Origin of the sequence: Demequina sediminis, from assembly GCF_039545075.1 — a bacterium.
Classification (GTDB): domain Bacteria; phylum Actinomycetota; class Actinomycetes; order Actinomycetales; family Demequinaceae; genus Demequina; species Demequina sediminis.
In genome coordinates, this window is record NZ_BAABRR010000004.1 from 60,914 (window position 1) to 85,936 (window position 25,023).

Consider the following 25,023-nt stretch of genomic DNA (forward strand, 5'->3'; position numbering starts at 1 on the left):
GGTGGACGGTGAGACAGCAGGACCATGGTTCAGTCCCTCCGTGCCGGGCACGGCGCATCGTGTGCGTCGTGGTGCCCGCCGTCGTGGTCGACGTGAGCGGCCGGGCTGGTCCCGAAGCGCTCGGGCGGACGCGGATACGGATGCGGGGCCAGGGGGCGGGTGTCGGGTGCGGTGGCCAGGGCCTCGCCGATGAGATCGGTCAGGGGTGCGAGGTCGAGGTGGCCGTCGTAGCGGCGGTTGTTGATGAAGAACGTGGGGGTGCCGATCACACCAGAGTCGTCGGCGGAGGTGATGTCGCGTTCGATGCGCGGGGCGTGGCGGCGCGAGCGTAGGTCGGCGGTGAACTGGTCGGTGTCGAGCCCGAGACCGGCGGCGATCGTCGTGAGGTGCTCGCGGGAGAGGTCATCCTGGTGGTCCAGCAGGGCGTCCCACATGGCCTGGAACCGGCCTTGGGAGGCTGCGGCCTCGGTTGCCTCAGCGGCGAGCTGGGCGTGTGCGTGGATGTCGGTCAGCGGCAGGTGGCGGTGTGCGATGGCCAGGTCGGCGCCGAACCGGGCGCGGAGGTGGTCGATGGTGGTGGTGGCGTGCGCGCAGTGGTGGCATTGCAGGTCGGCGTACCAGACCAGCATCACCGGGGCGTCGGGATCACCGAGGACGTGATCGATGTCGGGTTCGACCGGTGCGGCCAGGTCGGGCAGCGGTGCTGCCAGGTGAGCGGCTCCGGCCGTGCGCACGTGACTGGGCAGTGCGGCCACGACGCGGAACACGGTGAAGCCCAGAGCGGCGGCCAGCGTCGAGCCGACCAGGACGCCGAGCTTGGCCTCCTCCAGTTGGTCCCCGACGAAGGAGATGTCGGCGATCAGCAGGGAGACGGTGAAGCCGATGCCCGCGACCGCGCTCGCGCCGATCAGGCTGGGCCAGGCGACGGTGATGGGGAAACCACCGAACACAGGACGCGAGGCCAGCCAGGTGGAGCCGACGATCCCGATCATCTTGCCGATGACCAGGCCCACGATGATCCCGAGGGTGATCGGCGAGGTGGCCGCGCGCGAGAGCGTGTCCCCGTCCAGGGCCAGGCCGGCGTTGGCTAGGGCGAACAGCGGGACGATCAGATAGCTGGACCAGGGGTGGAAGATCCGTTGCAGCAGCTCGTTGGGTGAGATGGCTTGGGCCATGGACCGGCTGGCCCGGTGCGCCAGCTCGGGGGTGGGTGCCATCCGGAAGCGGTGCCACCACACCCCGGCCCGGCGCAGCCCTTCGCGTCCGGGCGGGTAGGCGGTGGCCACGAGCCCGGCGGCGACCCCGGCGATCGTGGCGTGCAGCCCCGAGGCTGACACTGCCAGCCACATCCCGACCGCGACCAGGGCGTAGACGGACAGGTGACGGACACCGGCGGCACGCAAGGCGAGGATCAGGCCGAACGCGGCCACGGCGATCAGGAGCCACAGTGGGGACAGGCTGTCGGTGTAGGCGACGGCGATCACGGTCAGGGCGATCGCGTCGTCGATGACCACCAGAGTGAGCAGGAATGTGCGCACGCGCGGGGACACCCCACGCGAGAGCGACAGGACACCGAGTGCGAAGGCGGTGTCGGTGCCGACCACGATGCCCCAGCCGCGCATCGAGTCCGCCCCGGCGTTGATGGCCAGGTACAGCAGTGCGGGCACGACCATGCCGCCCAACGCGGCGAACACCGGGGCCGCCAGACGTCGCCTCTCGCGCAGCTCGCCCATGTCGAACTCGCGGCGGATCTCCAGCCCGGCGACGAAGAAGAACAGCGCCATCAGTCCTTCGTTGACCCAGTCCCGCAGGCTGTTGGACAGCTCCCAGGTTCCGACCTGGATGCCCAGCCGGGTGGTCCACAGCGCCTCGTAGGTACTGGCCCAGGCGGAGTTGGACCAGGCCATGGCGGTGATGGTGGCCACGATGAGGACGATCGCCCCGGAGTTCTCCATCGCCACGAACCGGCGCAGCGGTCCGCGGCGGGTGCCGGCGGGCATGGTGCGTGCTGTGACCGGGGCGGCCTGTCGGTCCATCACTGCCGCTTGTGCCGACGAACGCGGGCGCGAGGCGGGAGCGGTCGCGGCTGCCGTGGTTGCGGCGTGTGCCGCATCCGTGCCTGGTGCGCCATGTCGGTCTCCATGGGTGGTCGTGGGCCGGTTCAAGGCCGCAGCGGTGCGCCACCGAACGAGTCGGCGGGTCAGGGGCGTTGGTGGTTGGGCAGGGCCGCTAGCTGCGTACCAGGCGTGCGATGGCCTGAGAGGCTTCGGTGACCTCGGCGTCCATGTTCGGCCCGGCTCGGGCGGCCTCGGTGAGGCAGTGGCGCAGGTGGTCATCCAGGAGCAGCAGAGCCACCGACTGCAGGGCGCGTGAGGCAGCGGCGACCTGGGTCAGGACGTCGATGCAGTAGGCGTCCTCCGTGGCCATGCGCTCGATACCTCGGACCTGTCCTTCGATCCGGTGCAGCCGGTGCACGAGGGCCTCGCGGTCGGTTCCGTAGTCATCATGGCGGTCCTTCCTGGGTCGGGTCGGTCGTGGTGTGCGTGCCTTCACGGCGTGGTCGGCGGTGGTCCTAGTGGGCCGGGTGCGGGTGGCCGTAGCGGTGGGGGTCGGCGTCGAAGGTGGCGGCGCAGTGGGCGGAGCAGAAGGCGAACGTGACGCCGTCGTGCTCGCGGGTGGCCGCCGCGGTGGCCGGGTCCACGCTCATCCCGCACACCGGGTCGGTCACGGTGGCGTTGTGGTGCGAGGCGTGCTCGTGGTGGTGGGTCATGGCGGTCTCTTCCTTGGTGATCTCGTCGTTGTTGGGGTCGTGTCCCACCTCGACCTCCGGTTCGGTGGCCGTGGACGGCGTTGTGATGGCCGCGGGCACGGGTGCGGGGGTGAAGCGGCGCAGCCGGTTGGAGTTGGCGACCACCGACAGCGAGGACAGCGCCATGGCCAGGGCGGCGATGATCGGGCTGAGCAGCAGCCCGAAGGCGGGGTAGAGGACTCCGGCGGCGATGGGGATGCCCAGGGCGTTGTAGCCGAAGGCGAATCCGAGGTTCTGCTGGATGTTGCGCATGGTGGCCCGGGAGAGGTCGACCGCGGTGACCAGACCGGACAGGTTCCCCGAGATCAGGGTGATATCGGAGGACTCGATGGCGACGTCGGTGCCGGTGCCGATGGCTGAGCCGACATCGGCCTGGGCCAGGGCTGGGGCGTCGTTGATGCCGTCGCCGACCATCCCCACGATCCCGCCGCCTGCTTGCAGGCGCTTGACCTCTGCGGCCTTGTGCTCGGGCATGACCTCGGCCAGGACACGGGTGATGCCGACCTGGCGGGCGATGGCCGCTGCGGTATCGCGGTTGTCGCCGGTCATCATCACCACGTCCAGCCCGCGTGCGTGCAGGGCGGCGATCGCCTCGATGGAGCCGTCCTTGAGGGTGTCGGCCACGCCGATCACCCCGGCCGGGCGACCGTCCACAGCGGCGAGCATGGGGGTCTTGCCGTCTCGGGCGAGACGTTCGAGGTCGCCGGTCAGGGGTGTGGGGTCGATCCCGGCGCCGGTGAGCAGGCGCTTGTTGCCGACCAGGACCTGGCGGCCCTTGACGAGGGCGCGCACGCCCTGGCCGGTGATCGAGGTGAAGTCCTGCGTTGCGCTCAGGGTGAGTCCGGCGCTGGCGGCGCCAGCCACGATCGCGGCCGCGAGCGGGTGCTCAGAGTCGCGTTCGGCGGCGGCGACCAGGCCCAGCAGCTCGGTGTCGTCGAACCCGTCGGCGGGCAGCACGTCGGTCAGCGACGGGGCGCCCTTGGTGATGGTGCCGGTCTTGTCCAGCACCACGGTGGTGAGCTTGTGCGCGGTCTCCAGTGCCTCGGCGGAACGGATCAGGATGCCGTGGGTGGCGCCCTTGCCGGTGCCGACGGTGATCGACAGCGGGGTGGCCAGGCCCAAGGCGCACGGGCAGGCGATGATCAGCACCGCGACCGCGGCCACCAGGGCGAAGATCCCCGCCGGCGGTGGGCCGACCAGCGACCAGATCGCGAACGTCCAGACCGCGATCACGATCACGGCGGGCACGAAGTAGCTGGAGACGTTGTCCACCAGGCGCTGGATCGGGGCCTTGGATCCTTGTGCCTCGCGGACCAGGCGGATGATCTGGGCGAGCATGGTGTCCGCCCCGACCTTGGTGGCCACGTAGCGGAACGCACCGGTCTGGTTGATCGTGGCACCGATGACCGTGTCCCCGGTGGACTTGACCACCGGGATCGGTTCGCCGGTGACCATCGACTCATCCACGGCCGAGGTTCCCTCGCTGACCTCGCCGTCCACGGGCAGCTTCTCCCCGGGGCGGATCGCGATCACGTCGCCCACCTGGACGTCGCTGACGGCGATCTCGAACTCCTCACCGCCGCGGATGACGCGCGCGGTGCGCGGTTGTAGGCCGATCAGGGCGCGGATCGCCTCACCGGTGCCGGCCTTGGCCTTGGTCTCCAGCAGCCGGCCCAGCAAGATCAGGGTGATGATGACCCCGACGGCCTCGTAGTAGACCTCTTGGGCATCGGCCGGCAGCACGTCCGGGACGAAGGTCACCACCAGGCTGAACCCGAACGCCGCGATCGTGCCCAGCGTGATCAGGGAGTTCATCTCGGCGGTGCGGTGGGACAGCGCCAGCCACCCGGTGCGGTGGATCGGCCAGCCCGTGTAGACCATCACCGGGGCGATCAGCACCAGCTGCAACCACGGCTCCAGCAGCACCCCAGGCCACATCGCCCCGAACAGCTCATGGGCCATCACCGCCACCAGCACCGGGAAAGTCAGCACAGCACCGACGATCACCCGCCGACGCAGATCGGCGACCTCGGCCGCGCGCTCGGCGGCCTCCGCATCGACCGACTCATCCTCGGCCACATGCATCGCCACCGGCCCACTGACCACATCCGCAGCACTGCCGCCGCCCCCGTGGCCGTGCGGGCCGCCCGCAAGGGGCGAGGTCTCCTCGGTCGGGCGCGGGGGTGCGATCACGCCACCACTCCCGGGCGCGCTCGACGATGCCGCGGCACCCGAGTCGGCACCAACAGCGCTGGCGGCGCCCGGGACCACGCGGACCTTGCCGTGCAGCATGTTCATCCCGCAGGCGAAGCCGTACTCACCGATCTCCTGGGGGGTGAAGTCCACCGCCGTGGTCGCATAGGCGGGAAGGGACTGGTTGACCTTGAAGTCGGGGAAGACCACCCGGGAGGAGCAGTCCCCGGACTCCTGACGGTCGAAGACCATCCGCACCGGGACGCCCTGGACGACCTCGACGACGTCGGGGCTGTAGCCGCCCTTGACCGAGACGGTCACGACCTGCACGCCACCGTCGACCTGGGCGCGCCGGGACTTCTTCGGGCCGAAGAAGTACCAGCCGATCAGGGCCGTCAGCAGTAGGGCCGCGGCCAGCGTGGCGAGGGTTCCCATGACGTCGTTCCTTCCTGTTGGGCCAGATGGCTCGAACCCCTCGGATGCCCGGTGGGGGTATCTATGACGGTAAGCGCGTAGACCCTGCGCTGCCCTAACAGATCGATGGAGATTCGATGAAGGCGACGGATCTGCGGGACATGCGTTGCGCGTTCTGAAGGAATGACGAGGCCGGCGCGGGCGTGCGCGCTGCAGGGGGTCAGCGGCTACGCCCGCGCCGGCCGGAACGGAAGGGCCGACGGCTCGCGGGATGGCCTCAGGGGATGCGTTCGTGATCCTCACGGGTCGGCGTGGTGTGCTCGTGCCCCGCGTCCTGGCCCGTGGAGCCGCCGTGGTTGTGACCGCCTTGTCGGTTCATGAAGAACATCATCGCGACCATCCCCAAGGGGCAGGCCAGCAGGATCGCGTACGGCAACGCCTGGCCGAGATCGACGCCGAAAGCCAGCAGGACGGCGAGGATGACGACCGCGCCGATGGCCATGTGCTTGAGGTGGTGCTTCATCGTGGTCCTTTCGTCGTGACCGGCTCAGGGTCGGCCAAGTGGGGGGAGTAGGCGAGGTGGGACTGCAGTGTCCGGTAGGTCTCGGGGTCCACCTCGCCCGAGGCGAGGCGGGCATCTAGGAGCGCCTGCGGGTCGACGTCGCGGTCGGCCCGCTGATGGGGGGTGGGGAACATCCGGCACACCGCCCAGATGACCACGGCCAACACAGCGACCCACAGCGCGATCATCGCGACCCAGCCGCCCACGCCCATCTGGTTGCACCACAGGCCCATCACGGTCTCCTTGCCCTGACCCCGGTGGGTCCCCACCGGTGGCTTGCTTCCAGCCTGGGCCAGGTGGATCAAGAAGAGACGGTCGCTCTATGAAGTCTCACTGAAGATCGGCGGCGTACCGATCGCTCGCGGCGGTGGTCGCTGCCGCTGCGGGGAGGTCGATGACGAACCTGGTGCCGGTGCCGGTGCCGGCGCTGTGGGCGGTGATCGTGCCGCCGTGGGCGTGTACGAGCGCCCGGGTGATGCTGAGTCCGATACCTGAGCCGCCGTGGTCTCGGTCGCGGGCGGTGTCGACGCGGTAGAAGCGCTCGAACAGGTGGGGCAGATGGACGGGGTCGATGCCCTCGCCGGTATCGGTCACCACCAGCCGCACACCGGCGCCGTGGCGGCTCGCGCCCAGGGTGACCCGGCCGCCGTTGGGGGTGTGGCGTAGCGCGTTGTCCAGCAGGTTGGCCAGGACCTGCCCGAACCGGTCGGCGTCCACCGACACCACGGGCAGGTGTGGGCCAGCTTCGACGACCAGGGTGACGCCGGTGGCGGCATACCGGTCGCGGGCGGACTGCGCGGCCACCTCCAGCAACTCTTCCGGCGCTACCGGCTGCCGGTCCAGGTGCAGGTCGCCGGTCTCGGCCCGGGTGACGGCGGCGAGGTCGGCGGCCAGGCGAGTCAGGCGTGAGGCCTGGGTGCGCAGGACCTCGACGGTCTGCGGGCTCAGCTCCTGCACCCCGTCCTCCAGGGCGTCCACGGTGGCGGAGATTGTGGTGACCGGGGTGCGTAGCTCGTGGTCGACGTCGGCCATCAGTCGGCGTCGTAGGTCCTCGTCGTGATCGAGGTGGGCGGCCATATCGTTGAAGGCGTCGGCCAGCTCATCGAACTCCGCACCGACCCTTGGCTGTGCGACGCGGGCCTCGAACCGCCCTGCGGCGACCTGCGCGGCGGCGGTGGACATGGTGCCCAGCGAGGTGCCGATCCGGCGGGCCAGGATCAGGCTGGCGGCCAGCGATGTCACCACGGAGGCCCCCAGGGCGATGGCGAGGGTCAGCGTGCTGGCCGAGATGAAAGCGGCTTCGGCGTGCTCGAAGGTCGTCCCGGGAGAGTTCTCCACCTCGATCAGGTGGCGGTGGAAGAACACCGGGCCCACCAGAGCCGCGACCAGCAGAGCCGTGATTCCCCCGGCGAGGATCACCAGGGCCATCGCGATGATCAGGCGCACAGCGATCCCACGTGCGCGCCCCGAAGTCTCTCGAGCGCTTACTGGCCGGTGCCCATCCGGTACCCGACGCCGCGCATCGTGCGGACGTACTTCTGTTCCGTGGCGCTGTCGGCGAGCTTCTGGCGAATGTGCAGGATGTGCACGTCCACCAGATGCTCATCGCCCACCCAGTCCCCACCCCACACCACGTTGATCAACGCTTGGCGCGTGAACACCTGCCGGGGATTGGCCGCCAGTGCGGCCAGCACGTCGAACTCCGTACGCGTCAACGCCACCGGCTCGCCGTCGAGATGCACCTCGCGTCCCAGCACGTCAATACTCAACGCGCCGAACCTCAGGGGCTCGTGGGCGGCGTCTTGGGGTCCTGTGCCGCGGGGTCGTCGCAGCATGACGCCGATCCGGGCGATGAGCTCGCGGGTGCTGAACGGTTTGGTCATGTAGTCATCGGCCCCGACCGACAGCCCGATCAACGTGTCGATCTCCTCGGCACGTGCGGTGAGCATGAGGATGTAGCAGTCCGAGAAGGTGCGGACCTGCCGGCAAACCTCTATCCCATCCATGCCCGGCAGGCCCAGGTCGAGCACGACCACCACCGGGTCGCCCTGCCGGGCCAGCTCCACCGCGGAGTGCCCGTCGAAGGCGAGGTCGACCTCGAAACCGTCCCGTTCCAGATAGCCGGCCAGCACACGCGCCAGTGCCTGCTCATCGTCGACAACCAGGGCACGGCGACCGGAGGAAGGGGAGGTACTCATGACTCCAGTGTGTCTGCTCACCCCCGCAAAGGGCAGTCAGCGCGACCTTCCTCGTAGGCGCCATGGGTGGGAAACAGCGACGGCGTGACTGCGACGTGCGGGTCTCGGGCGGCGCTCCGGGCTTGCACCGCGCGCCGCGTGGACGTGCTCCCGTCCTGAGAACTTCTCGTCTGGCGGAGCATCTCTGCCGGGTCAGGAGGGGGTCGAGGACGAGAGATCTCCTGGCGCGAGTGAGCGACCGGGCGCTGCCACAGGTGATGCGTCGATGTCCTGCGGGTTGCGTCGGCGGACAATGGCGATCAGGACGGCACCGGCGAGCACGCTGGCGATCGACCACAGCTGTGGCTGGGTCAGGCCCAAGAGCGCCGGGTCGTTGATGCGCAGGAACTCGACTGCGAACCGGGCACCACCGCTGAGGATCATGTAGCCGGCGAAGATCGTCAGGGGTGGCCGTTGACGGCGGGCCAGCCTCCACAGCACAGCCGCGATCAGAACCGCCGCGAGAGCTTCGTAGAGGGGCGTGGGGTGGACGGGCACGTCGGTCGGAACCGCACCGTCGGAGACCGTCATGCCCCACGGAAGTGTGGTGGGCCTGCCGTAGGTGCCGTCACCAGAGAACCAGCACCCGAGACGGCCGACACCGTAGGCCAGGGTCAACGGGATGGCGGCCGCATCGGCGACAGCAGCGACGGGCAGGCGCCTACGGCGGATGACGATGAGCGCGGAGGCGACACCAGCCAGCAGTCCGCCGTACCAGGTGAACCCGGTTCCGCCCAGATGATGCCAGGTGAGATTCGGCAGGTTCTCGAGCAGGTGGTAGATCTTCGCACCCACGAACCCCCAGACCGTCGCCCAGAGGACCAGTGCGTGAGCGTCATCCTTCTTCAGGCCGAGGCGCTCGAAGGCACGTCCGAGCAGGAAGGCGCCGAGCAGCGCCGCCAACGCCTTGCTGACACCGTAGGTCTGGATGTCCAGGCCGAGGACGGAGAAGAGGATCGGTCGCATCATGTGCTCCTGTGGTGAGGCTGCCGCCGGTTAGGTCGCTCGGTCGGAGGCTTCGCTGAGGCGCTCCGAGCCGTCGGGCGTCATGCAGCAGGCGTCCTGGCCGGTGGGCGACTGCGTGGCGGCGTGGGCACCGCAGCACTGCCGGTCCGCGGCGGGCGTTCGGTCAGGCGAGTTCTCGCGGCAACAGGTGGTCATCGTGTCCTCCATCGGGGTGTCGGTGAGCGGGGGTGGGTGGGCTAGAGGTTGTCGAGGGCGATGTCGAGCAGCTCGTCGGCGTCACTGTCGAGCGCGACGTGCTCGACAGCAATCACGAACTCACCCTCCAGTTTCGCCAGAGCCTGGTCGGCGTCCTCGCAGAAGTGGCACGCTGGTGCCGACACCACGGTGACGCGTGGCACGGTCGTACTTGCTGGACTCACGGGGCCCTCCGATCTCGTCTCGACCTTCTCGCACCGGCGCGCGAACTTGCGGTCGGGCCCATGTTCGTCCCCGCGTTCCACGCAACCGGTCGGGGTTCGATCAACATTCGATGAAGCACGTCACGCTGCGATGCACCGGCAACGTTGCGACAGGGTGCTACAGTCAAGATCCCTCGAGCATCTGCTCCATCTCAGCGATCTCCGCTTCCTGTGCCGCGATGATGTCCTCGGCCAGAGCGATCGCGTCCGTGTTCTGACCGTTGTCGATCTGATCCTGTGCCATCTCGATGGCCCCGCGGTGGTGCTCGATCATCAGCTCCAGGAACAGCTGGTCAACCTCGGCGCCGTCGGCGTTCCCCAGGGCCTCCATCGCCTGCTGCTGATCCATGCCTCCCATGTCCATGCCGCCGTGGTCCATCCCGCCGTGGTCCATGTCGGAGGGCAGCTCCTCGCCCCAGGACTCCAGCCAGCCGGTCATCTGCTCGATCTCAGGACCTTGGGCATCGCGGACCCGCTCACCCAGTTCGCGCACCTGCTCGGTGCTGGCCCGCTCCACGATGAGGTCGGCCATCTCGATCGCGCCCTCGTGATGGACGATCATCATCTGCACGAACTCGGTATCGGCCTCGTTGTGCTCGACCGCTGTACCGGTCTGAGTCGAGTCCGCAGTCGGCGACTCCTCGGCCCCGGATGGTTCAGACTGCGACCCGCAGGCCGCCAGCACAATCGCCAGCGTCGCTGCCCCGACTACGGCCGTCAACTTCGTCTTCGTACTCAAAAGATCTCGCTCCTCATCCTGTGCATGCGGCTTCCACCAGAAGTCGTCACGATCGAGCTGTCACCACCCGTCGCAGACATCGAGCCTTCAGTCTCGTGTGTCGGGGTCAATGCCCGATCGTCGAACCATGAAGGTCCGATCAAGATCGGCAGTGCCAGCAACAGCGTCGGCCGTCTGGCTGCGCAGAACCGGGATCGTCTCCCACTGCCTTCGTGCGCCGGAGCAGTTCACAGGACACCGGACTCTCCAGCGGCCCCTATAGAAGCGCAGCCGGCCCTTCATAGCGGTCCGGGCGAAAAGCCCCGAGGGGCGCCAGCACCTGAGAGAGGACCGGTCACGAGCACCCACGCCGTTCACGAGAGACACGCGAGGGAGCCCATGCGGTAGGCCGGAGAGGACGTAGCCGGCGGGGCCCCCGGCTCCGTGAGGTCAGACAGGACAAGTCAGGTTCGCGGGGGTGCTTGACGTTGCAGGCCGGATCCGAGTCCTGAGGTTCCCCCACACGGTTGGCACCAAGGGTGCAGAGCGGGCGTGCCGGGCGCACCTGACCGCTGAGGCGGCCCCTTCCGAGATCGTCTCGGAAGGGGTCGGCCGTGGTGATGACGATCCGCGTGATGTCGTCGGGCCGCGGGTACGAATACCTGTTGAAGTCGGTCGCCGCGGGCGACGGCGAGCGGGACATGGGCACCCCTCTGACCCGCTACTACACCGAGTCCGGCTGCCCTCCAGGAACGTGGCTTGGCACGGGCCTGTCCAGCCTCGACACCGGCCAGGGTCCGGCCCTCGCGGACGGCGACACTGTGACCGAGGAGCACCTCGCCCGGCTGCTCGGCGAGGGTGTCCATCCAGTGACCGGGGAGAAGCTCGGGTCGCCATATCCGCGGTTGCGACCCCCGCGCGAGCGGATTGCAGCGAGGGTTGCACGGCTGGATTCGTCGTTGACCGGCGCGCAACGGCAGGACGCCATCGAACGCATCCGTGAGGAGGAGGTTGCGAAGAAGTCGCGCACCGCGGTTGCAGGCTTCGATCTGACGTTCTCACCGCCGAAGTCGCTGAGCGCAGTGTGGGGTGTCGCCGATGCCGGGACGCAATCGCTGATTGCGCAGGCCCATCACACGGCGATGCGCGACACGATGACCATGCTGGAGGAACGGGTCGCGGCCACCAGGGTCGGGCGCGGCGGGATCGCGCGGATGCCCGTCACCGGGGTGATCGCCACCGCCTTGGGCGTGGTGAACGGTTAGGTGACATCTGATCTGTGGTGCCGGATGGTGCTGCTGGAAGGATGTGACCTGTGCTCAAGCCCTACCCCAAAGAGTTCCGTGATGATGTGATTGCTGTCGCTCGTCGCCGTGAGGCTGGCGTGACGATCAAGCAGATCGCCCACGACTTCGGGATCTCCCAGACATGCCTGCAGAACTGGTTGCGCTCCGATGATGTCGAGACTGGCCGTAAGAGCGGCCTGACGGCCGCCGATGCGGCCCAGACCCGTGAACTGAAGAAGCGCATCAAGCTCCTTGAGCAGGAGAACGAAGTGCTGCGACGCGCGGCCGCCTACCTGTCCCAGGCGCAGCTGCCGGGAAAAGGTTCTACCCGCTCGTGAAAGAGCTCGCCGCCGACGGGATCCCCGTTGCGGTGACGTGCCGGGTCCTCAAGCTCGCTCGCCAGCCGTACTACCGGTGGCTGGCCAATCCCGTGACCGATTCCGAGTGGGTACAGGCTCACCGCGTCAACGCCCTGTGGGACGCCCACACGGACGATCCGACGTTCGGCTACCGGTTCCTGGCTGGTGAGGCCAGCAGTGCCGGCTGGCGGATGAGCCGACGGACGGCATGGAAGCTGTGCTCCCAGTCGGGCATCACGTCGGCGGCGCAGCGACGAAGGCGCGGCAAGGGCAAACGCTCCGGCCCGCCCGTGTTCGACGACCTCGTGCAGCGGGTCTTCACCGCGGACGCACCCAACCGGGTGTGGCTGACCGACATCACGGAACACTGGACGGCTGAAGGCAAGTTGTACTGCTGTGCGATCAAAGACGTCTTCTCGGGCCGGATCGTGGGCTACTCGATCGCCGATCGGATGCCCGCCGAACTCGCCGTCGATGCCCTCAAGATCGCCGTCGCAACACGCGGTGACGTCGCCGGCTGCATCCTGCATGCCGACCGCGGTAGCCAGTTTCGTTCGAGGAAGATGGCCAAGGCGCTGAACCGTCACGGCATGGTCGGCTCGATGGGCCGCGTCGGTGCTGCGGGCGACTGTCAGGCTGTTCTGGTCCCGTCCAGCGAGGATGGGGAAGTCCTGGCCGACGCGGTCTGACCCTTGCTGGCGACTGACCCGAGTGGTGTCTTTGCGTTGATCTGTCGACCGCCCGGCCGGGCACGCAGCAAGCGCTGCCGCCGGACGGGTGTGACCTGATAGGAGCATGGAGCAACACCTCGAAGCGTCCCCGTGACAGTCCTGTCCACCCGCCGGCGACAGCGTGTATCCCACGCTAGCTCGCATTGAGGAGGACAGAAATGGAGTCACCGGAACAGCCGCGGTCCAGGCACGTCGTCGTGGGTGTCGACACCCACAAAGACATTCACGTCGCAGCCGTGATGGACCCACTCGTCGGTATCGTCGGTGTCCCGCGTCAAGTTGTTGGCAGGATTTCTTCGGCTTCAAAGGTGGGGATGGTCGGGTCGGCCAGCCCCTGGTGGACCTCGGCGGGTCTGTTCCAGGCGATCGCCTCATGAGGTCGCACGTGGTTGTAATCGGCGCGATACGCCTCGATCTGCGCGACGAGGTCCAGGGCGTCATCGATCTCGTGGCGGTACAGCCACTCGTACTTCATCGACCCGAAGCCACGCTCACGCGAGCCGTTCTGGCCGGGCGTGCGGACGCGAGTGCGGACGTGTCGCAGCTCAGGATGGGCGGCGATGAACGCCTCGAACGTGAAGGAACGGAACGGGCCGCCGTTGTCCGTCACGATCGTCACCACCGGAGTCAGCAGACCCGTCTCGCGGTCCTCCACCGCCATGTCCCGCAGGGGTCGACCCAACATCCACTCGGCCTCGGCCAGGGCCTTCTCGACCGCGGCGATCGCGTCGAACATGTTCGCGGTTGGTGACACGTGAGCGTCGAACTCGAACGTGGACCAGTAGTCCCTGCATGCGGCGATGCGCCAGGTGCCGCCCGCGGTGGTCTCGAACTCGCTGAAGTCCAGCTGCCACACCTGGTTCGGACCCGTGGGATCGGTCGCGAACGCCGCCTTGCGCCGCTGTGCGAGCTGCTTGCGTTCACGCTGATAGTGGGCCGGCAGCAGCAGTCCCTCGTCGCGCAGCGTGCGCAACACGGTCGCCTCGGACGTGCGCACGCCGTCGTGGCGCACCAGCGCCCAGATCTTGCGATGCCCCCACGCCGGGTGCGCGGTCGCGTGAGTCACGACGTGCTCGCGCACCATCGTGCGGGCCGGCTGCGGCCACGGACCCTTCACCATCTCGCCTGCACGCGCACGGGCCTGCCATCGCCGCCACGTCCGCTCGGGCATGTCGAAGATCTCGCAGAACCTCGAGGTCGACATGCCCGCCTCCACGCGGATCATCTCGAGGTCCGTGAAGGGCCCAAGCGGCCCTCGGCGGACTTCCTCCACACCCGGATCTCGACCGCCGCCTCGCCAAGGGCCTGGGTCAGCTCAGTGACCTCAGCCTCAAGCTGTTGCTCTCGGGTCGACGGGCCCGTGCGGCCTGTCGTGAGGGCGCTCTTGCCGGCCTCGAGGAAGTCGGCCTTCCACCGCCCGATCGACTGCTCCGAGACCTTCTCCTTGCGAGCGGCCTCAGCGATCGACAGCTCGCCAGCCAGCACCGCCAGGACGATCCTGGTCTTCTTCTCCGCGGGGATCTGCGGGGGTCTTCCCATGACTGACTCTCCGTTCAGGACTCAACTAACAGCCCTGCCACTAAGTCTGACGCGCGACACCGCCACACCGCGCACCCTTGCGGCTCCGCCACACAAGCCGCCCCGGCATCGGCCCTCAGTGGCCTCTGCGGGCGCGACACGCCGGCGACACGCCGAGACCTGTGTGGCGGAGTCGCGAATCCGTGTGGCGGAGCCGTCGCTCGCCGCACGGGGTCGGAAGCTGCCACACCGCGCTGTCCTGCGGCTGCGCCACACCGCGCACCCTTGCGGCTCCGCCACACACGCGCGCCCTGCATCGGCCCTCAGCGGCCTCCGCGGTCGCGACTTGCCGGCGACACGCCGAGACCCGTGTGGCGCAGCCGCGAAACCGTGTGGCGGAGCCGCGAGGGAGAGGAGCAGGAAGGAGCGGGGGCTAGCAGCAGCCCCCGCCGCCGCAGCACGACTCACCGGCGTCGGCACCGGCAGCGGCGGCGGTCGCGACATCCGCGGACTCGACGGTGTAGCCGGCGTCGTGCACCGCGGCGTCGGCGTCGAAGGCGAAGGCCTCGGGATCGGCGTCGGCCTCGAGGAGCACCACCGCCTTGCCCGACACGTGATCAACCGAGGCGGCGCGCACGCCGGGGAGCGCGGTCAGGGCGGCCTCCACGGTGCCCGAGCATCCGGTGCAGGTCATTCCGGACACGGTGAGTTCGACGGTGGGGGCGGAGGTGGCGTTCATGACACGACGGTAAACCCTCCAGCCCGGGGCAACGTCAAGGCGGAGGTCCCGGACGCGCGTTTCCGACCACGCGAAAGGGGCGCCGCGCGGCTCGACAGTGGAGCCACGCGACGCCCCCCGGGCGGCGGTGCTACTTCTTCTTGGCGTCCTTGACGGCGTCCGTCGCCGCGTCCGTGGCCTCGGCCGCGGCCTCCTTGACGTCATCCGCGACGTCCTCCCAGACGTCCTCGGCGTCGTCCATGACGGAGACGACCTCGTCGGTGGCGCGGGAACGAGCCTCGTCCGCGGCGTCACGCACCCGCTTGGCCTCGGCCACGGCGGTGTCCTTGACCTGGGTGAGCGCGGGACCGGCGACCTCGGCGACCTTCTTGGCCTCGGTCACGACCGTGTCCTTGATGGCCTCCGCGGCGGGTCCTGCGGCCTCGCGCACCTTGTCGACCGTGGGACCGGCCGTGGTGGTGATCGCCTCGGCTGCGGCGTTTGCCGCTGCGGTCGCGGCATCCGCGGCCTTGCGTGCGGCGTCCGCGGCGGCGTCGACGGCCTTGTTCACTCCGCGGCGCAGGTTGTCCTTGAAGTCGGCCTCGCCGGCGAACTCCCACTGCTCGTCCTCGCCGGCCCACGCGTCGCGGCCCGGGTCGCGACGCGCCCATGCCACGAGAGCGGCGCCTGCGGCCGCGGCAAGCACGACGGGAACCAGCACGCGCCCCCACGAGCGGGACGTCTTCTCCTCCGGGGTGCGCGCGGCATCGTCCACGGCGGCCATGACGGCAGGGATCACCGCGCCGATGATCGCTGCGTGCGCGACATCGGTCCACTCGCTGGCCTTGTCGCCCGCCTTGTGGACGTACGGCTTCGCCTTGCGGGCGCCGGCGTGATACGCCTGCTCGACGCGCGGCGTGGCCCACTCGACCGCGTGCTCGACGCGCGGTCCCGCCCATTCGCGAGCGTGCTCGACCTGGGGCTCGGCCCACTGCTTGGCACGCTTCGCGGCCTTGCGAGCGGCGACGGATGCCTCACGAGCAGCCTCGCGGGCCGCCTTGGCGGCGTCCGCGGCCTGTGCGCGCGCCTTGTCGGCGTCGAAGTCCTGGATATCGACCTTCTTCATGCTCAGCTCCTCGTCGTCGGTGGGGGACACTGCCTCCCCGGGGTGACAACCGAATCCCAGGGCAAACTCTTCCATCCATCGTGCCACTTGCGGCGCGCGGTAGCGAGGCCCATGGAACAATGGCCAGCATGATCGCAACTCTTCAGACCACCGCAGGCGACATTCGCATCGAGCTCTTCCCCAACCACGCCCCTCAGACAGTCAAGAACTTCGTGGGCCTCGCCACCGGCGAGAAGGAGTGGAAGAACCCCGAGACCGGCGAAAAGTCCAACGACCCGTTCTACGACGGGCTCGTCTTCCACCGCGTCATCTCCGGCTTCATGATCCAGGGCGGTTGCCCGCTCGGCACCGGCACCGGCGGCCCCGGCTACAACTTCGACGACGAGATCCACCCCGAGCTGCGCTTCGACGAGCCCTACCTGCTCGCGATGGCGAACGCGGGCCAGCGTCTCAACCCCATCACCGGGCGTCCCGGCGGCACCAACGGCTCGCAGTTCTTCATCACCGTGGACCAGCCCAGCTGGCTCAACGGCAAGCACACCATCTTCGGCAAGGTCGCGGACGACGAGTCCCGCGCCGTGGTCGACGCGATCGCCGCGACCCCGACGGACGGCCGCGACCGCCCGCTCGAGGACGTGATGATCACCGGCGTCACCATCGCCGAGTAACACGTGAGCTCGGAGCCCGCCGCGCCGCCGGTCTGTTCGCGACACCCCGAACGCGTCTCGTACGTGCGCTGTCAGCGTTGCGAACGTCCCGCGTGCCCGGAGTGCCAGCGGCCGGCCGCGGTGGGCATCCAGTGCGTCGACTGCGTCCGCGAGGCGCAGTCCGCCGCGCGTCCCCTGCGCAATCGCCTTGGCTTCACCAGCGCGATGGGGACCCCGTATGTGACCTACGGCCTCATCGCCGCGAACGTGCTCGCGTTCCTCTTTGGCACGTTCGTGCTCGGAACCGAGGCGTGGCAGGACGCCTGGGGGCTGTGGACCGGAGTCGGCCCCGCCGAGGTGGCCATGTACTCCAACGTGGGCACCGAGTGGTACCGCTGGATCTCCGCGGGCTTTGTGCACTTTGGTCTGCTGCACCTCGGCATGAACATGCTGGTGCTCTTCCAGTTTGGTACGCAGCTTGAGCCCATACTTGGCCGCGCGCGCTTCGTGCTGCTCTACGTCGCCTCGCTGCTGGGCGGCTCACTGGTCGCCGCTCTCATCGCCCCGTCGGTCGCACTTCACGGCGGCGCCTCGGGAGCGATCTTCGGCCTCATCGCCGCGTTCGCCGTGGTGCTCTTCAAGCTCAAGCTCGACTACCGGTCGCTGCTCACCACGGCCGGACTGTGGCTCGTCGTGGGCTTCGTGGTGCCCGGCATCTCGTGGCAGGGCCACCTGGGCGGCGCGCTCGCCGGTGCGGCGACGATGCTCGCGATGCTGCGCTGGGTGGATCGCCGGCCCTGAGGCCACCCCCACTCGCGGGCCGCGACGGCGGACCCCCCACCGCGACGGCGACGCGCCCGGACCGCTCTCCCCGGCATCGTCCACAGCTGTGAATGACACCGGTGTAGTTATCCCCAATCTTGTGCACAGCGGGGGATAACTACACCCGTGTGGTTTCTCCACCGGTGTGGAGGAACCTGGGGACAACGCCCGCGGGTGGGGTCACTTCCAGCGGGTCAGCAGCACCATTCCGGCGGCCATGAAGACGAATCCGACCGCAAGGTTCCAGTCGCCGATCCCCGGGATCGGGTAGTTCGCCTTGGACACGTAGTAGACGACGATCCAGGTGGGGCCCAACGCCAGCGCCGTGAGCGCGACAGGCAGCAGCCACTTGGGGTTGTCGTTGCTGGGCTTGCCCAGGTTGCGGGGGGCCTTGAACGCCTTGACGGCCTTGTCGTCGCGCTTCTTCGAGACTGCCACTATCACTCCGTACGTCGTGGCCTTGCGCCCGAGCGCGCGAGGTCAGGGTCCTAGGGTACCGAGCGCGCGCGAGAGTCAGGGATTCCGCGCCCTGCGTGGCCTCCCGTAGACTGGACTCCTCATGACCGCGCCTCCCCACAGCCCCGCCGACGCCGGAGCCCCCCCTGGCTCCGCGGCAGTCGCGGCGCCCGCCGCCGCCCGCCGTCCAGGGATCGGCGCGCGCCTCGTCTCCCTCGTGGGTGAGCTGCTGATCCTCGCCGGCGCCGTGGTCGGGCTCTACGTGGTGTGGCAGCTGTTCTACACGGACGTCACCGCGGCGCGCGAGCAGCAGGAGGTCCTCGAGACGCTCGACTGGGCGTATACGGGGGAGATCGAGGCGGAGGAGCCGGGTGACGCTGCCGAGCCGGCCGGCCCGCTGGTGATCGCCGATGCCGACAAGCAGTCTCCCGACACCGCGCCCGTCATGGAGGAGCCCGAGTTCCGCACGACGTTCGCGACGCTGTACGTGCCGCGGTGGGGCACCGACTACGTCAAGCCCATCTCGGAGGGCGTGACGCGCCGCGAGGTGCTCGACGTCCTGGGCATCGGCCACTACCCGGGCACGGGTATGCCGGGAGAGCTGGGCAACTTCGCGATCAGCGCGCACCGCACCACGTACGGCAAGCCCTTCAACAGGATCGCCGAGCTCGAACACGGCGACGCCCTCGTGGTCCAGACCCAAGAGGCCTGGTACGTCTACCGCGTCACGGACGACAGCATCGTCCTGCCGCACCAGGTCGAGGTGATTGCCCCCGTCCCAGGGCAGCCGGGCGCCGCTCCCGACGGCCACTACATCACCCTCACGACGTGCCACCCGATGTTCTCCGCGGCGGAGCGGTTCATCGTGCACGGAGAGCTCGAGTACTGGGCGCCCGTGGGCGACGCCGTTCCCGCCGAGATCCTCGAGGAGGTATCCCAGCCATGATCTTCCCTTGGGTGTGGCGCGTGCTTCCCGGGCCGGCATGGGTCCGGCTCGTGATCCTTCTCCTGGTGATCACCGCGGTGGTTGGAGTGCTGTTCCAGTGGGTGTTCCCGTGGTTCTCCGTCACGTTCGACATCCAAGAGACGAATGTGGAGGCGGCGCCGTGACACGGATCCTGGTGGTCGACAACTACGACTCTTTCGTCTACACGATCGTGGGCTATCTGCGTCAGATGGGCGCGGAGACGGTGGTCGTGAGGAACGATGCCGTGGGTACCGCGGGCGCGATCGCCGACTACGACGGGGTGCTCATCTCCCCCGGTCCCGGGACGCCCGCCGAGGCCGGCGCGTCGATGGACGTCATTCGCCAGTGCGCGGAGACCGGAACCCCGATGCTGGGCATCTGCCTGGGTCACCAGGCGCTCGCGGAGGTCTTCGGTGGCGTGGTCTCGCACGCGCCGGAGCTCATGCACGGCAAGACGTCCTCGGTGGCGCACGGGGGCGAGTCAGTGCTCGCCGGGCTGCCATCGCCGTTCACCGCGACGCGCTACCACTCGCTGGCCGTGGAGAACCCGACCGTGCCTGATGAACTCGAGGTCACGGCGTCGACTGCCAACGGGATCATCATGGGACTGCGGCACCGCTCGTTGCCGCTTCATGGCGTGCAGTTCCATCCCGAGTCGGTGCTGACCGAGGGCGGGCACCGCCTGCTCGCGAACTGGCTCGAGGTGTGTGGGATGCCGGATCCCGAGGGCCGCTCGGCCGGCCTGTCGCCGCTCGTGCGCCGCTAGGACTCCGTGGCGCGCTTCCCCGCGGCGCCCGACGGGCCTAGAGCCAGTCTCTCCAGACCGCGATCACGAGCATCGTCACGGCGAAGCCCACCGGCTGATTGAGCCACAGGAACGTGCGCCAGCCGCGATTGGCGTCCTCACAGGTGTCATCCGTGACGCGCACGAACCGCGCGACCGACGCCACGTACACGAGCGGGAGCACCGCCGCGAGCACTCCAGGCCACGGGAGCAGCAGCAGCACCAGGGACGATGCTACGTAGAGCGCCAACGCGACCCCTACGGTGGCGCGCGCCCCGATCACCGTCGCGACCGACCCGATCCCGCCCTCGCGGTCCGCGCGCACGTCCTGCACGGCCCCGAAGGCGTGACTCGCCATGCCCCACAGGATGAACGCCACCCACACGGGCCACGTGTCGCGCGCGGTGAGCGAGGCTCCCGCGATCACCAGGCCGTAGAGCAGCGGGCCGCAGAAGTGCAACGCCGAGGTCAGCGAGTCGAGGAAGGGGCGCTCCTTGAAGCGCAGACCCGGCGCGGAGTAGGCGACGACGCCGAAGAGCACCAGCAGCAGCGTCACGCCGGCCGCGACCGTGCCCTGCGTCAGCAGCCACGCCAGGGGAGGAAGCACCGTGATCGCGCAGGCCCACAGGATCGCGCGATGCACCCGCCGTGCGCGCTCGCGGTCGCGAATCACGTCGCCCTCGATGCCGCCCTTGCGGGGGTTGGCGAGGTCCGACTCGTAGTCGAAGACGTCGTTGATGCCGTACATCAGCAGGTTGTACGGGACGAGGAAGAACAGCGTGCCCACCACGAGGACCGCGTCGACCTCGCGGGTGACGAGCAGATACGCGGCCGCGAAGGGGAAGGCGGTGTTGATCCACGAGACGGGGCGAGAGGCCTTGACGATGCTGGCGAGGGTGGTCATGAGTCCTGAGTGTCCCGAGAGGGCCCAGTGGGCGGGGTTGACGAGTCCTGAGTGTCCCGAACGGTGGATGGCGAGGAGGGGCCGGAGGGGTGCGAGGGGCGGGCGAGCCAGGTCCACAGGGCGGGGACCAGCATGATCGCGCCCAGGCTGTACGCGAAGTCCTCGATCGGGGCGTGCAGCAGCCGTAGTCCCGAGATCTTGTCGGGGTCGTAGGCCACGATCCCCAGTCCCACGATGAGGTTGTCGAACACCGCGGTCAGCGCGATCAGCACCAGGCCGGTGAGGAGGATCGGGCGCGCGGGAAGCCGGCGCAGCGTGGGCACGGTCACCGCCGCCACGATCGCCAGCACCGCAAGCGAGAGCACCACGTACGTCATGCCACGGCTCCCGCCTGAGCGCGGCGCCCGTCGAACCAGCGCCACAGCAGCAGCGTCTGGTACACGAGCAGGATGAGGAAGAACAGCTCCTCGAGAGGGATCTCCGGCGCGAGCATGATGCCCGTCTGATACGGCGCCTCGCCCACGAAGAAGATTCCGAGGCCCACCCCGATCGCGTCCCACACCAGGAAGAACGCGACCCCGATCGCGAGCGTGAGGAGGGCGGGGCGCGGCCGGTCGAAGATCGCGATCCGGTAGCGCGCATCGAGCGTGACGAGTCCCGCGATCGACACCACCAGCGCGATCAGATAGAACGCGTGGGTCATGCGCGCGCCCGTCGCGCGAGGTTGCCCAGCACGCCGCGTGCGCGCGAGCGGCCCAGGAAGCCGCGCGGCGCAGGCGTGGGCAGCGGTCCCGCGTCCGTGGCGCCCAGCAGGCGCTTGGCCACCAGTTCCGCGGAGATGAGGCACAGCGGGACGCCGATGCCTGGGGTGGTCGAGGCCCCCACGTACAGCAGGTTGGGGATGCGTGAGGAGACGTTGGCGGGGCGGAACATCGCGGACTGGAGCAGCGTGTGCTCAAGGCCGAGCGCGCCGCCCTGCCAGGCACCCAGGCGCCCCTCGAAGTCGGCCGGGGTCGTGAGCGAGAGCACGCGCGATCGGCCGGGGAGGTCCTCGACGCCGGCCCATGCGCCCACCTGTGCGATGTACGCGCGTGCCACCTCCTCGAGACGCTCGCGCGAGGGCTCGGTCGCACCCAGGGCCGTGTCGGCGGGGAACGGCACCAGGAAGAACAGGGAGTCCTTGCCGGCGGGAGACACGCTCGGATCCGTCGCGCCCACGCGGGACACGTAGACCGAGGCTGGCACGGGAGGCAGGCGGCGTCCCATGATGGCCTCGAAGTTGGCGTCCCAATCGCGCGAGAAGAACAGGCTGTGGTGCGCGAGCTCGGGCACCTCTCCGTCGACCTCCACCATCGCGAGGAGCGTGCTTACGCCGGGCTTGCGACGGTGCCAGCGGCGCTCCGGGTGGGCGCGCCACCTCTCGGGGACCAGCGTGGTCTCGGTGTGGTGGAGGTCCGCGCCCGACACCACGGAGTCGGCACGAATCACCTCGCCCGACTCGAGCTCGACGCCCGTCGCGAGGCCGCGGTCGTCGACGAGGATGCGCGCCACGGGGGCGGAGGTGCGCAGCTCCGCGCCCTCCTCGCGCGCGATCCGCGCGAGCGCCTCGATGATCGCGAACATGCCGCCGCGCGGGTAGCGCACGCCGTCCGTGAGGTCCAAGTGGCTCATGAGGGAGAACAGCGACGGCACGCGCGAGGGCGCGGAGCCGAGGAAGACCGCGTGGAAGCCCAGCACCTGCCGCAGCCGCGGGTCGCGCACGCGTGCCGCAATGCGCCCTCCCAGCGACTGCACGAGCAGCGGCACGAGCGTGGTCATCCGCCGGATCACGCCAGCGTTGAGCACCGCGAGCGGCCTCTCGAAGGTCGTGTAGAGGAAGCGGTCGAGCGCGATCCGGTAGAACTCGCCCGCGTCCTTCGCGTACGCGCGCATCGCGTCGCCCTCGCCGGGGCTCATCGCGTCGAAGCGGCGCCAGTTCTCCTCGGAGTCGGCGCTCACGTCGAGCACCTCCGCGATGCCGTCGGGCTCGGCGCCCTCGAAGAACACGCGGTAGCGCGGGTCGAGCTCGATGAGGTCGAGCTCGACGTCGACGTCCCTGCCCATGAGCGCGAAGTACTGCGCGAAGGCCTCGGGCATGAGATACCACGAGGGGCCGGTGTCGAACGTGTGGCCGTCGACCTCGAGGCGCCCCGACCGCCCGCCGAGCTCCGCGTGCCGCTCGACGAGCGTGACGTCGGCGCCGCCGCGCGCGAGCAGCCCCGCGGTCGCGAGTCCCGACACCCCTCCGCCGATCACGACGATGCGGGGACGGGCGGTGCTGCCCCGCTGCGCGGCGTCCGACACGGCGCTCATGCGGTCCTCCCGCGCAGTCCGCACGCGTTGCGTGCCGCGAGGGCGGCCTTGATCGGGTCCGCGACGCGCACGCGGCGGCGCTCGAGCTCGCGCGCCGGGGTGGCCTCGATCTGCCGCAGCAGCCGGGCGTAGATGTCGACCGTGGTGCCCACGGCGACGCGCGCGCGTCGCGGCAGGGCGGGCAGCGTCGCCTCCGCCGCGCGAATGTCCGCGCGGCAGTCCGCGACCAGCTCGGCCAGCGTCGCATCCGTCAGGGTCGTCGCCGTCACGCCGGGAAAGTACGACCGGCCTAGGTTCGAGGTGTCGCTTGCGAGGTCTCTCAAGAAATTCACCTTCTGATAGGCGGCGCCCAGGCGCCGCGCGCCGGCACGCACGTCGGGATCCAGCGGACGGGGGCCGTGTCCCGTGTTGACGAAGACCGCGAGGCACATCTCCCCCACGACCTCGGCGGAGCCGAAGATGTACGCGGCGAGCGAGTCCCGCGTGTGGACCGTCCGCGTGAGGTCCATGCGCATCGACGCGAAGAACGGCTCGGTCTGTTCGCGCGTGATCCCCACCTCGCGCGCGGTGAGTCCGAACGCGTGGGCGACCAGGTCCGTGCTGAAGCCGCCGTCCATCGCCGCGTGCACCTCGGCGACGAACCTCTCCAACTGGGCCTCGGCATCGTCCCCTCGATAGGTGTCGACCACCTCGTCGGCGACCCGCACCATCGCGTAGATCGCCTCGATGTGTGCGCGCATCGCGCGGCCCAGCAGCCGCGTGCCCAGCCCGAACGAGGTCGAGTAGCGCGCGATCACGCGCGCGGCTGCGTCGCGGGCCGTCGCGTCGTAGAGGGCGAGGGAGGGGGATGGATCGGAGGGCTGGCGGTGCGAGGGGCTCACGACGAGCGCCCCTCCAGCTCGTCCATGAGGTCGACCAGGAAGCCCGACAGCGGCGACGGGATGCGCTCGGAGGCGATGCGGCGCGCGACCTTGGTGTGCTGACGCGCGACGGCGAGAGCGCGCTTGCGGGCGCCCGACTCGATGAGCACCTCGCGCACACGATCCGCTCCCGCGTCGTCGAGGCGCGAGTTGCCCACCGCGGCGGCGAGCACCGCACGGCCGGGGGCATCGGCCTGCTGGAAGCCGAGGCGCAGCAACTCGGTGCGCTTGCCCGCCCGCAGGTCCGACAGGACGGACTTGCCGGTGAGGGCCGGGTCGCCGAACACGCCCAGGTCGTCGTCGATCAGCTGGAAGCTCAGCCCGAGCGACGCGCCCAGCTTCTCGAGGTGGCTCACCATCGTGGGGTCCGCCCCCGCGAGCTGCGCGCCCGCCAGCATCGGCACCACGACGGAGTAGGTTGCCGTCTTGAGCTCGGCGACCAGGAGCGAGTTCGCGTCCTCGGGAGCGAGCACGTCCGCATACATGTCGAGGAGTTCGCCTGCGATCGTGGTGCGGATCGCGCGCGTGACGAGGTCGAGACACGCGATGCGGTGGTGCGCGGGAAGCTTCGCGCGCGAGATGAGGTCGTAGGACGATGCCAGGGCCAGGTCGCCGCCCAGGAGTGCGGCGGACAGCACGTGAGCGTCCACCTGGGCGGGCGCCAGCGTGCTGCCGGCGAGCGCGCGCCGGCGCGTGCCCGCGACGTTCGGGCGGCCCCGCCTGACCTCGTCGCCATCGAGGATGTCGTCGTGGATGAGCATCGCGGTGTGGAGCATCTCCATCGCGGCGGCCACCGGCACCACGGCCTCGGGCTCGTCGCCGCCCAGCCCCGCATACGCGGCGAGCGTGAGCGACGGCCGCAGGTTCTTGCCGCCCAGGTACTGGTCGCCGATCGACGCCCACAGGTTGCGGTAGTCGGTGCCGGCCGCAGGCAGCTCTGACATGGCCTGGGTGACGTGGTCGTCGAGGGCGCGTTGGACCGCGGGCAGGCCGCTGACGACAAAGTCGCGCACCCCGTCGACGGTGGCGAGGGGCATCATCATGCCAGCATAGACAGCGCCGCCCCCGGGGGTATT

Annotated in this window: 29 protein-coding genes; 8 read left to right on the forward strand and 21 right to left on the reverse strand. The window is 69.5% G+C overall.

Annotated features, from left to right (window positions below):
* Positions 1-29 precede the first annotated feature (29 nt).
* The 10 genes from nhaA to ABEA62_RS04795 form a co-directional block, all read right to left on the reverse strand.
* Positions 30-2,000 carry a Na+/H+ antiporter NhaA gene (nhaA, locus tag ABEA62_RS04750; RefSeq protein ID WP_286214473.1) on the reverse strand — a complete coding sequence of 657 codons (1,971 nt, stop codon included), beginning with the start codon at positions 1,998-2,000 and terminating at the stop codon, positions 30-32.
* Between the two features lie 229 nt (positions 2,001-2,229).
* Complete coding sequence (locus ABEA62_RS04755; protein WP_286214472.1) at positions 2,230-2,553, reverse strand: metal-sensitive transcriptional regulator; 324 nt, start codon at positions 2,551-2,553, stop codon at positions 2,230-2,232.
* 19 nt (positions 2,554-2,572) lie between these two features.
* Positions 2,573-5,437 carry a heavy metal translocating P-type ATPase gene (locus tag ABEA62_RS04760; RefSeq protein WP_345378852.1) on the reverse strand — a complete coding sequence of 955 codons (2,865 nt, stop codon included), beginning with the start codon at positions 5,435-5,437 and terminating at the stop codon, positions 2,573-2,575.
* Between the two features lie 256 nt (positions 5,438-5,693).
* Positions 5,694-5,939, reverse strand: a complete 246-nt coding sequence (locus ABEA62_RS04765; protein ID WP_286214466.1) for a DUF2933 domain-containing protein — start codon at positions 5,937-5,939, stop codon at positions 5,694-5,696.
* The gene (locus ABEA62_RS04770; protein ID WP_345378855.1) at positions 5,936-6,283 is read right to left on the reverse strand and encodes a hypothetical protein; all 348 of its coding nucleotides are present in this window, start codon (positions 6,281-6,283) and stop codon (positions 5,936-5,938) included. Before ABEA62_RS04770 ends, ABEA62_RS04765 begins: the two co-directional genes overlap by 4 nt.
* Positions 6,284-6,308: 25 nt before the next feature.
* Complete coding sequence (locus ABEA62_RS04775) at positions 6,309-7,424, reverse strand: sensor histidine kinase (RefSeq protein WP_286214463.1); 1,116 nt, start codon at positions 7,422-7,424, stop codon at positions 6,309-6,311.
* A gap of 38 nt (positions 7,425-7,462) precedes the next feature.
* Positions 7,463-8,176, reverse strand: coding sequence for a response regulator transcription factor (locus ABEA62_RS04780; RefSeq protein WP_286214462.1), 714 nt, complete (start codon positions 8,174-8,176; stop codon positions 7,463-7,465).
* 192 nt (positions 8,177-8,368) lie between these two features.
* The gene (locus tag ABEA62_RS04785) at positions 8,369-9,181 is read right to left on the reverse strand and encodes a prolipoprotein diacylglyceryl transferase (protein ID WP_345378859.1); all 813 of its coding nucleotides are present in this window, start codon (positions 9,179-9,181) and stop codon (positions 8,369-8,371) included.
* 236 nt (positions 9,182-9,417) lie between these two features.
* Complete coding sequence (locus ABEA62_RS04790; protein WP_345378861.1) at positions 9,418-9,600, reverse strand: hypothetical protein; 183 nt, start codon at positions 9,598-9,600, stop codon at positions 9,418-9,420.
* Positions 9,601-9,763: 163 nt separating this feature from the next.
* Entirely contained in the window at positions 9,764-10,360 is a 597-nt protein-coding gene (locus tag ABEA62_RS04795; RefSeq protein ID WP_286214459.1) for a DUF305 domain-containing protein, read from the reverse strand.
* 617 nt (positions 10,361-10,977) lie between these two features.
* On the opposite strand from ABEA62_RS04795, the gene ABEA62_RS04800 reads away from it, so the two are divergent.
* From ABEA62_RS04800 to ABEA62_RS04810, 3 genes are read left to right on the forward strand one after another with little or no spacing between them, the layout of a single operon-like run.
* Positions 10,978-11,622 (forward strand): relaxase domain-containing protein, encoded by a 645-nt coding sequence (locus tag ABEA62_RS04800; protein WP_286216749.1) that lies wholly within the window; start codon positions 10,978-10,980, stop codon positions 11,620-11,622.
* A gap of 50 nt (positions 11,623-11,672) precedes the next feature.
* Positions 11,673-11,981, forward strand: coding sequence for a transposase (locus ABEA62_RS04805; protein ID WP_286214458.1), 309 nt, complete (start codon positions 11,673-11,675; stop codon positions 11,979-11,981).
* Positions 11,978-12,691, forward strand: coding sequence for an IS3 family transposase (locus ABEA62_RS04810; RefSeq protein WP_286214457.1), 714 nt, complete (start codon positions 11,978-11,980; stop codon positions 12,689-12,691). The genes ABEA62_RS04805 and ABEA62_RS04810 overlap by 4 nt, the downstream gene beginning before the upstream one ends.
* A 316-nt stretch (positions 12,692-13,007) precedes the next feature.
* On the opposite strand, the gene ABEA62_RS04815 is transcribed toward ABEA62_RS04810, so the two are convergent.
* The 4 genes from ABEA62_RS04815 to ABEA62_RS04830 all read right to left on the reverse strand — a co-directional run bounded on the left by ABEA62_RS04815 (position 13,008) and on the right by ABEA62_RS04830 (position 16,095).
* Positions 13,008-13,937 carry an integrase core domain-containing protein gene (locus ABEA62_RS04815; protein WP_345378865.1) on the reverse strand — a complete coding sequence of 310 codons (930 nt, stop codon included), beginning with the start codon at positions 13,935-13,937 and terminating at the stop codon, positions 13,008-13,010.
* Between the two features lie 17 nt (positions 13,938-13,954).
* Positions 13,955-14,272 (reverse strand): helix-turn-helix domain-containing protein, encoded by a 318-nt coding sequence (locus tag ABEA62_RS04820; RefSeq protein WP_286214455.1) that lies wholly within the window; start codon positions 14,270-14,272, stop codon positions 13,955-13,957.
* 412 nt (positions 14,273-14,684) lie between these two features.
* Entirely contained in the window at positions 14,685-14,990 is a 306-nt protein-coding gene (locus ABEA62_RS04825; protein ID WP_286214453.1) for a heavy-metal-associated domain-containing protein, read from the reverse strand.
* A gap of 130 nt (positions 14,991-15,120) precedes the next feature.
* Positions 15,121-16,095 (reverse strand): hypothetical protein, encoded by a 975-nt coding sequence (locus tag ABEA62_RS04830; RefSeq protein ID WP_286214452.1) that lies wholly within the window; start codon positions 16,093-16,095, stop codon positions 15,121-15,123.
* 128 nt (positions 16,096-16,223) lie between these two features.
* On the opposite strand from ABEA62_RS04830, the gene ABEA62_RS04835 reads away from it, so the two are divergent.
* A complete protein-coding gene (locus tag ABEA62_RS04835; RefSeq protein WP_286214451.1) occupies positions 16,224-16,763 on the forward strand; it encodes a peptidylprolyl isomerase in 540 nt (179 codons plus the stop codon).
* A 3-nt stretch (positions 16,764-16,766) separates the two neighbouring features.
* On the forward strand, positions 16,767-17,543 hold the full coding sequence (locus ABEA62_RS04840; RefSeq protein WP_286214450.1) for a rhomboid family intramembrane serine protease: 777 nt from the start codon (positions 16,767-16,769) through the stop codon (positions 17,541-17,543).
* Positions 17,544-17,744: 201 nt separating this feature from the next.
* Here ABEA62_RS04840 and ABEA62_RS04845 read toward each other — a convergent pair whose 3' ends face one another.
* The gene (locus ABEA62_RS04845; protein ID WP_345378869.1) at positions 17,745-18,002 is read right to left on the reverse strand and encodes a cell division protein CrgA; all 258 of its coding nucleotides are present in this window, start codon (positions 18,000-18,002) and stop codon (positions 17,745-17,747) included.
* Between the two features lie 121 nt (positions 18,003-18,123).
* Between ABEA62_RS04845 and ABEA62_RS04850 the strand changes: the two genes are divergently transcribed.
* Genes ABEA62_RS04850 through ABEA62_RS04860 form a run of 3 tightly spaced genes read left to right on the forward strand, consistent with a single transcriptional unit; the run spans position 18,124 to position 19,753 of the window.
* Complete coding sequence (locus tag ABEA62_RS04850) at positions 18,124-18,966, forward strand: class E sortase (protein WP_345378871.1); 843 nt, start codon at positions 18,124-18,126, stop codon at positions 18,964-18,966.
* Complete coding sequence (locus ABEA62_RS04855) at positions 18,963-19,130, forward strand: hypothetical protein (protein WP_286216801.1); 168 nt, start codon at positions 18,963-18,965, stop codon at positions 19,128-19,130. Before ABEA62_RS04850 ends, ABEA62_RS04855 begins: the two co-directional genes overlap by 4 nt.
* Positions 19,127-19,753: an aminodeoxychorismate/anthranilate synthase component II gene (locus ABEA62_RS04860; RefSeq protein ID WP_286214446.1), complete on the forward strand. Its 627-nt coding sequence runs from the start codon at positions 19,127-19,129 to the stop codon at positions 19,751-19,753. Before ABEA62_RS04855 ends, ABEA62_RS04860 begins: the two co-directional genes overlap by 4 nt.
* 37 nt (positions 19,754-19,790) lie before the next feature.
* Here the strand turns inward: ABEA62_RS04860 and ABEA62_RS04865 are convergent, their stop codons facing one another.
* Genes ABEA62_RS04865 through ABEA62_RS04890 form a run of 6 tightly spaced genes read right to left on the reverse strand, consistent with a single transcriptional unit; the run spans position 19,791 to position 24,987 of the window.
* Positions 19,791-20,675 carry a prenyltransferase gene (locus ABEA62_RS04865; protein ID WP_286214445.1) on the reverse strand — a complete coding sequence of 295 codons (885 nt, stop codon included), beginning with the start codon at positions 20,673-20,675 and terminating at the stop codon, positions 19,791-19,793.
* A complete protein-coding gene (locus ABEA62_RS04870; protein ID WP_286214444.1) occupies positions 20,672-21,052 on the reverse strand; it encodes a lycopene cyclase domain-containing protein in 381 nt (126 codons plus the stop codon). The genes ABEA62_RS04865 and ABEA62_RS04870 overlap by 4 nt, the downstream gene beginning before the upstream one ends.
* The gene (locus ABEA62_RS04875; RefSeq protein ID WP_286214443.1) at positions 21,049-21,378 is read right to left on the reverse strand and encodes a lycopene cyclase domain-containing protein; all 330 of its coding nucleotides are present in this window, start codon (positions 21,376-21,378) and stop codon (positions 21,049-21,051) included. The genes ABEA62_RS04870 and ABEA62_RS04875 overlap by 4 nt, the downstream gene beginning before the upstream one ends.
* Positions 21,375-23,027 (reverse strand): phytoene desaturase family protein, encoded by a 1,653-nt coding sequence (gene crtI, locus ABEA62_RS04880; RefSeq protein ID WP_286214442.1) that lies wholly within the window; start codon positions 23,025-23,027, stop codon positions 21,375-21,377. Before crtI ends, ABEA62_RS04875 begins: the two co-directional genes overlap by 4 nt.
* Positions 23,024-23,908, reverse strand: a complete 885-nt coding sequence (locus ABEA62_RS04885; protein ID WP_286214441.1) for a phytoene/squalene synthase family protein — start codon at positions 23,906-23,908, stop codon at positions 23,024-23,026. The genes crtI and ABEA62_RS04885 overlap by 4 nt, the downstream gene beginning before the upstream one ends.
* The gene (locus ABEA62_RS04890) at positions 23,905-24,987 is read right to left on the reverse strand and encodes a polyprenyl synthetase family protein (RefSeq protein ID WP_286214440.1); all 1,083 of its coding nucleotides are present in this window, start codon (positions 24,985-24,987) and stop codon (positions 23,905-23,907) included. Before ABEA62_RS04890 ends, ABEA62_RS04885 begins: the two co-directional genes overlap by 4 nt.
* Positions 24,988-25,023 lie beyond the last annotated feature (36 nt).

Excerpts from the sequence above, each read along its gene's own strand:
- ABEA62_RS04830 (WP_286214452.1), bottom strand. The coding sequence starts at position 16,095 with ATGAAGAAGGTCGATATCCAGGACTTCGACGCCGACAAGGCGCGCGCA.
- ABEA62_RS04825 (WP_286214453.1), bottom strand. The coding sequence starts at position 14,990 with ATGAACGCCACCTCCGCCCCCACCGTCGAACTCACCGTGTCCGGAATG.
- ABEA62_RS04760 (WP_345378852.1), bottom strand. The coding sequence starts at position 5,437 with ATGGGAACCCTCGCCACGCTGGCCGCGGCCCTACTGCTGACGGCCCTG.
- ABEA62_RS04820 (WP_286214455.1), bottom strand. The coding sequence starts at position 14,272 with ATGGGAAGACCCCCGCAGATCCCCGCGGAGAAGAAGACCAGGATCGTC.
- ABEA62_RS04850 (WP_345378871.1), top strand. The coding sequence starts at position 18,124 with ATGACCGCGCCTCCCCACAGCCCCGCCGACGCCGGAGCCCCCCCTGGC.
- ABEA62_RS04875 (WP_286214443.1), bottom strand. The coding sequence starts at position 21,378 with ATGACCCACGCGTTCTATCTGATCGCGCTGGTGGTGTCGATCGCGGGA.
- ABEA62_RS04870 (WP_286214444.1), bottom strand. The coding sequence starts at position 21,052 with ATGACGTACGTGGTGCTCTCGCTTGCGGTGCTGGCGATCGTGGCGGCG.
- ABEA62_RS04780 (WP_286214462.1), bottom strand. The coding sequence starts at position 8,176 with ATGAGTACCTCCCCTTCCTCCGGTCGCCGTGCCCTGGTTGTCGACGAT.
- ABEA62_RS04785 (WP_345378859.1), bottom strand. The coding sequence starts at position 9,181 with ATGCGACCGATCCTCTTCTCCGTCCTCGGCCTGGACATCCAGACCTAC.
- crtI (WP_286214442.1), bottom strand. The coding sequence starts at position 23,027 with ATGAGCGCCGTGTCGGACGCCGCGCAGCGGGGCAGCACCGCCCGTCCC.
- ABEA62_RS04890 (WP_286214440.1), bottom strand. The coding sequence starts at position 24,987 with ATGATGCCCCTCGCCACCGTCGACGGGGTGCGCGACTTTGTCGTCAGC.
- ABEA62_RS04800 (WP_286216749.1), top strand. The coding sequence starts at position 10,978 with ATGACGATCCGCGTGATGTCGTCGGGCCGCGGGTACGAATACCTGTTG.
- ABEA62_RS04855 (WP_286216801.1), top strand. The coding sequence starts at position 18,963 with ATGATCTTCCCTTGGGTGTGGCGCGTGCTTCCCGGGCCGGCATGGGTC.
- nhaA (WP_286214473.1), bottom strand. The coding sequence starts at position 2,000 with ATGCCCGCCGGCACCCGCCGCGGACCGCTGCGCCGGTTCGTGGCGATG.
- ABEA62_RS04835 (WP_286214451.1), top strand. The coding sequence starts at position 16,224 with ATGATCGCAACTCTTCAGACCACCGCAGGCGACATTCGCATCGAGCTC.
- ABEA62_RS04865 (WP_286214445.1), bottom strand. The coding sequence starts at position 20,675 with ATGACCACCCTCGCCAGCATCGTCAAGGCCTCTCGCCCCGTCTCGTGG.
- ABEA62_RS04815 (WP_345378865.1), bottom strand. The coding sequence starts at position 13,937 with ATGTCGACCTCGAGGTTCTGCGAGATCTTCGACATGCCCGAGCGGACG.
- ABEA62_RS04765 (WP_286214466.1), bottom strand. The coding sequence starts at position 5,939 with ATGAAGCACCACCTCAAGCACATGGCCATCGGCGCGGTCGTCATCCTC.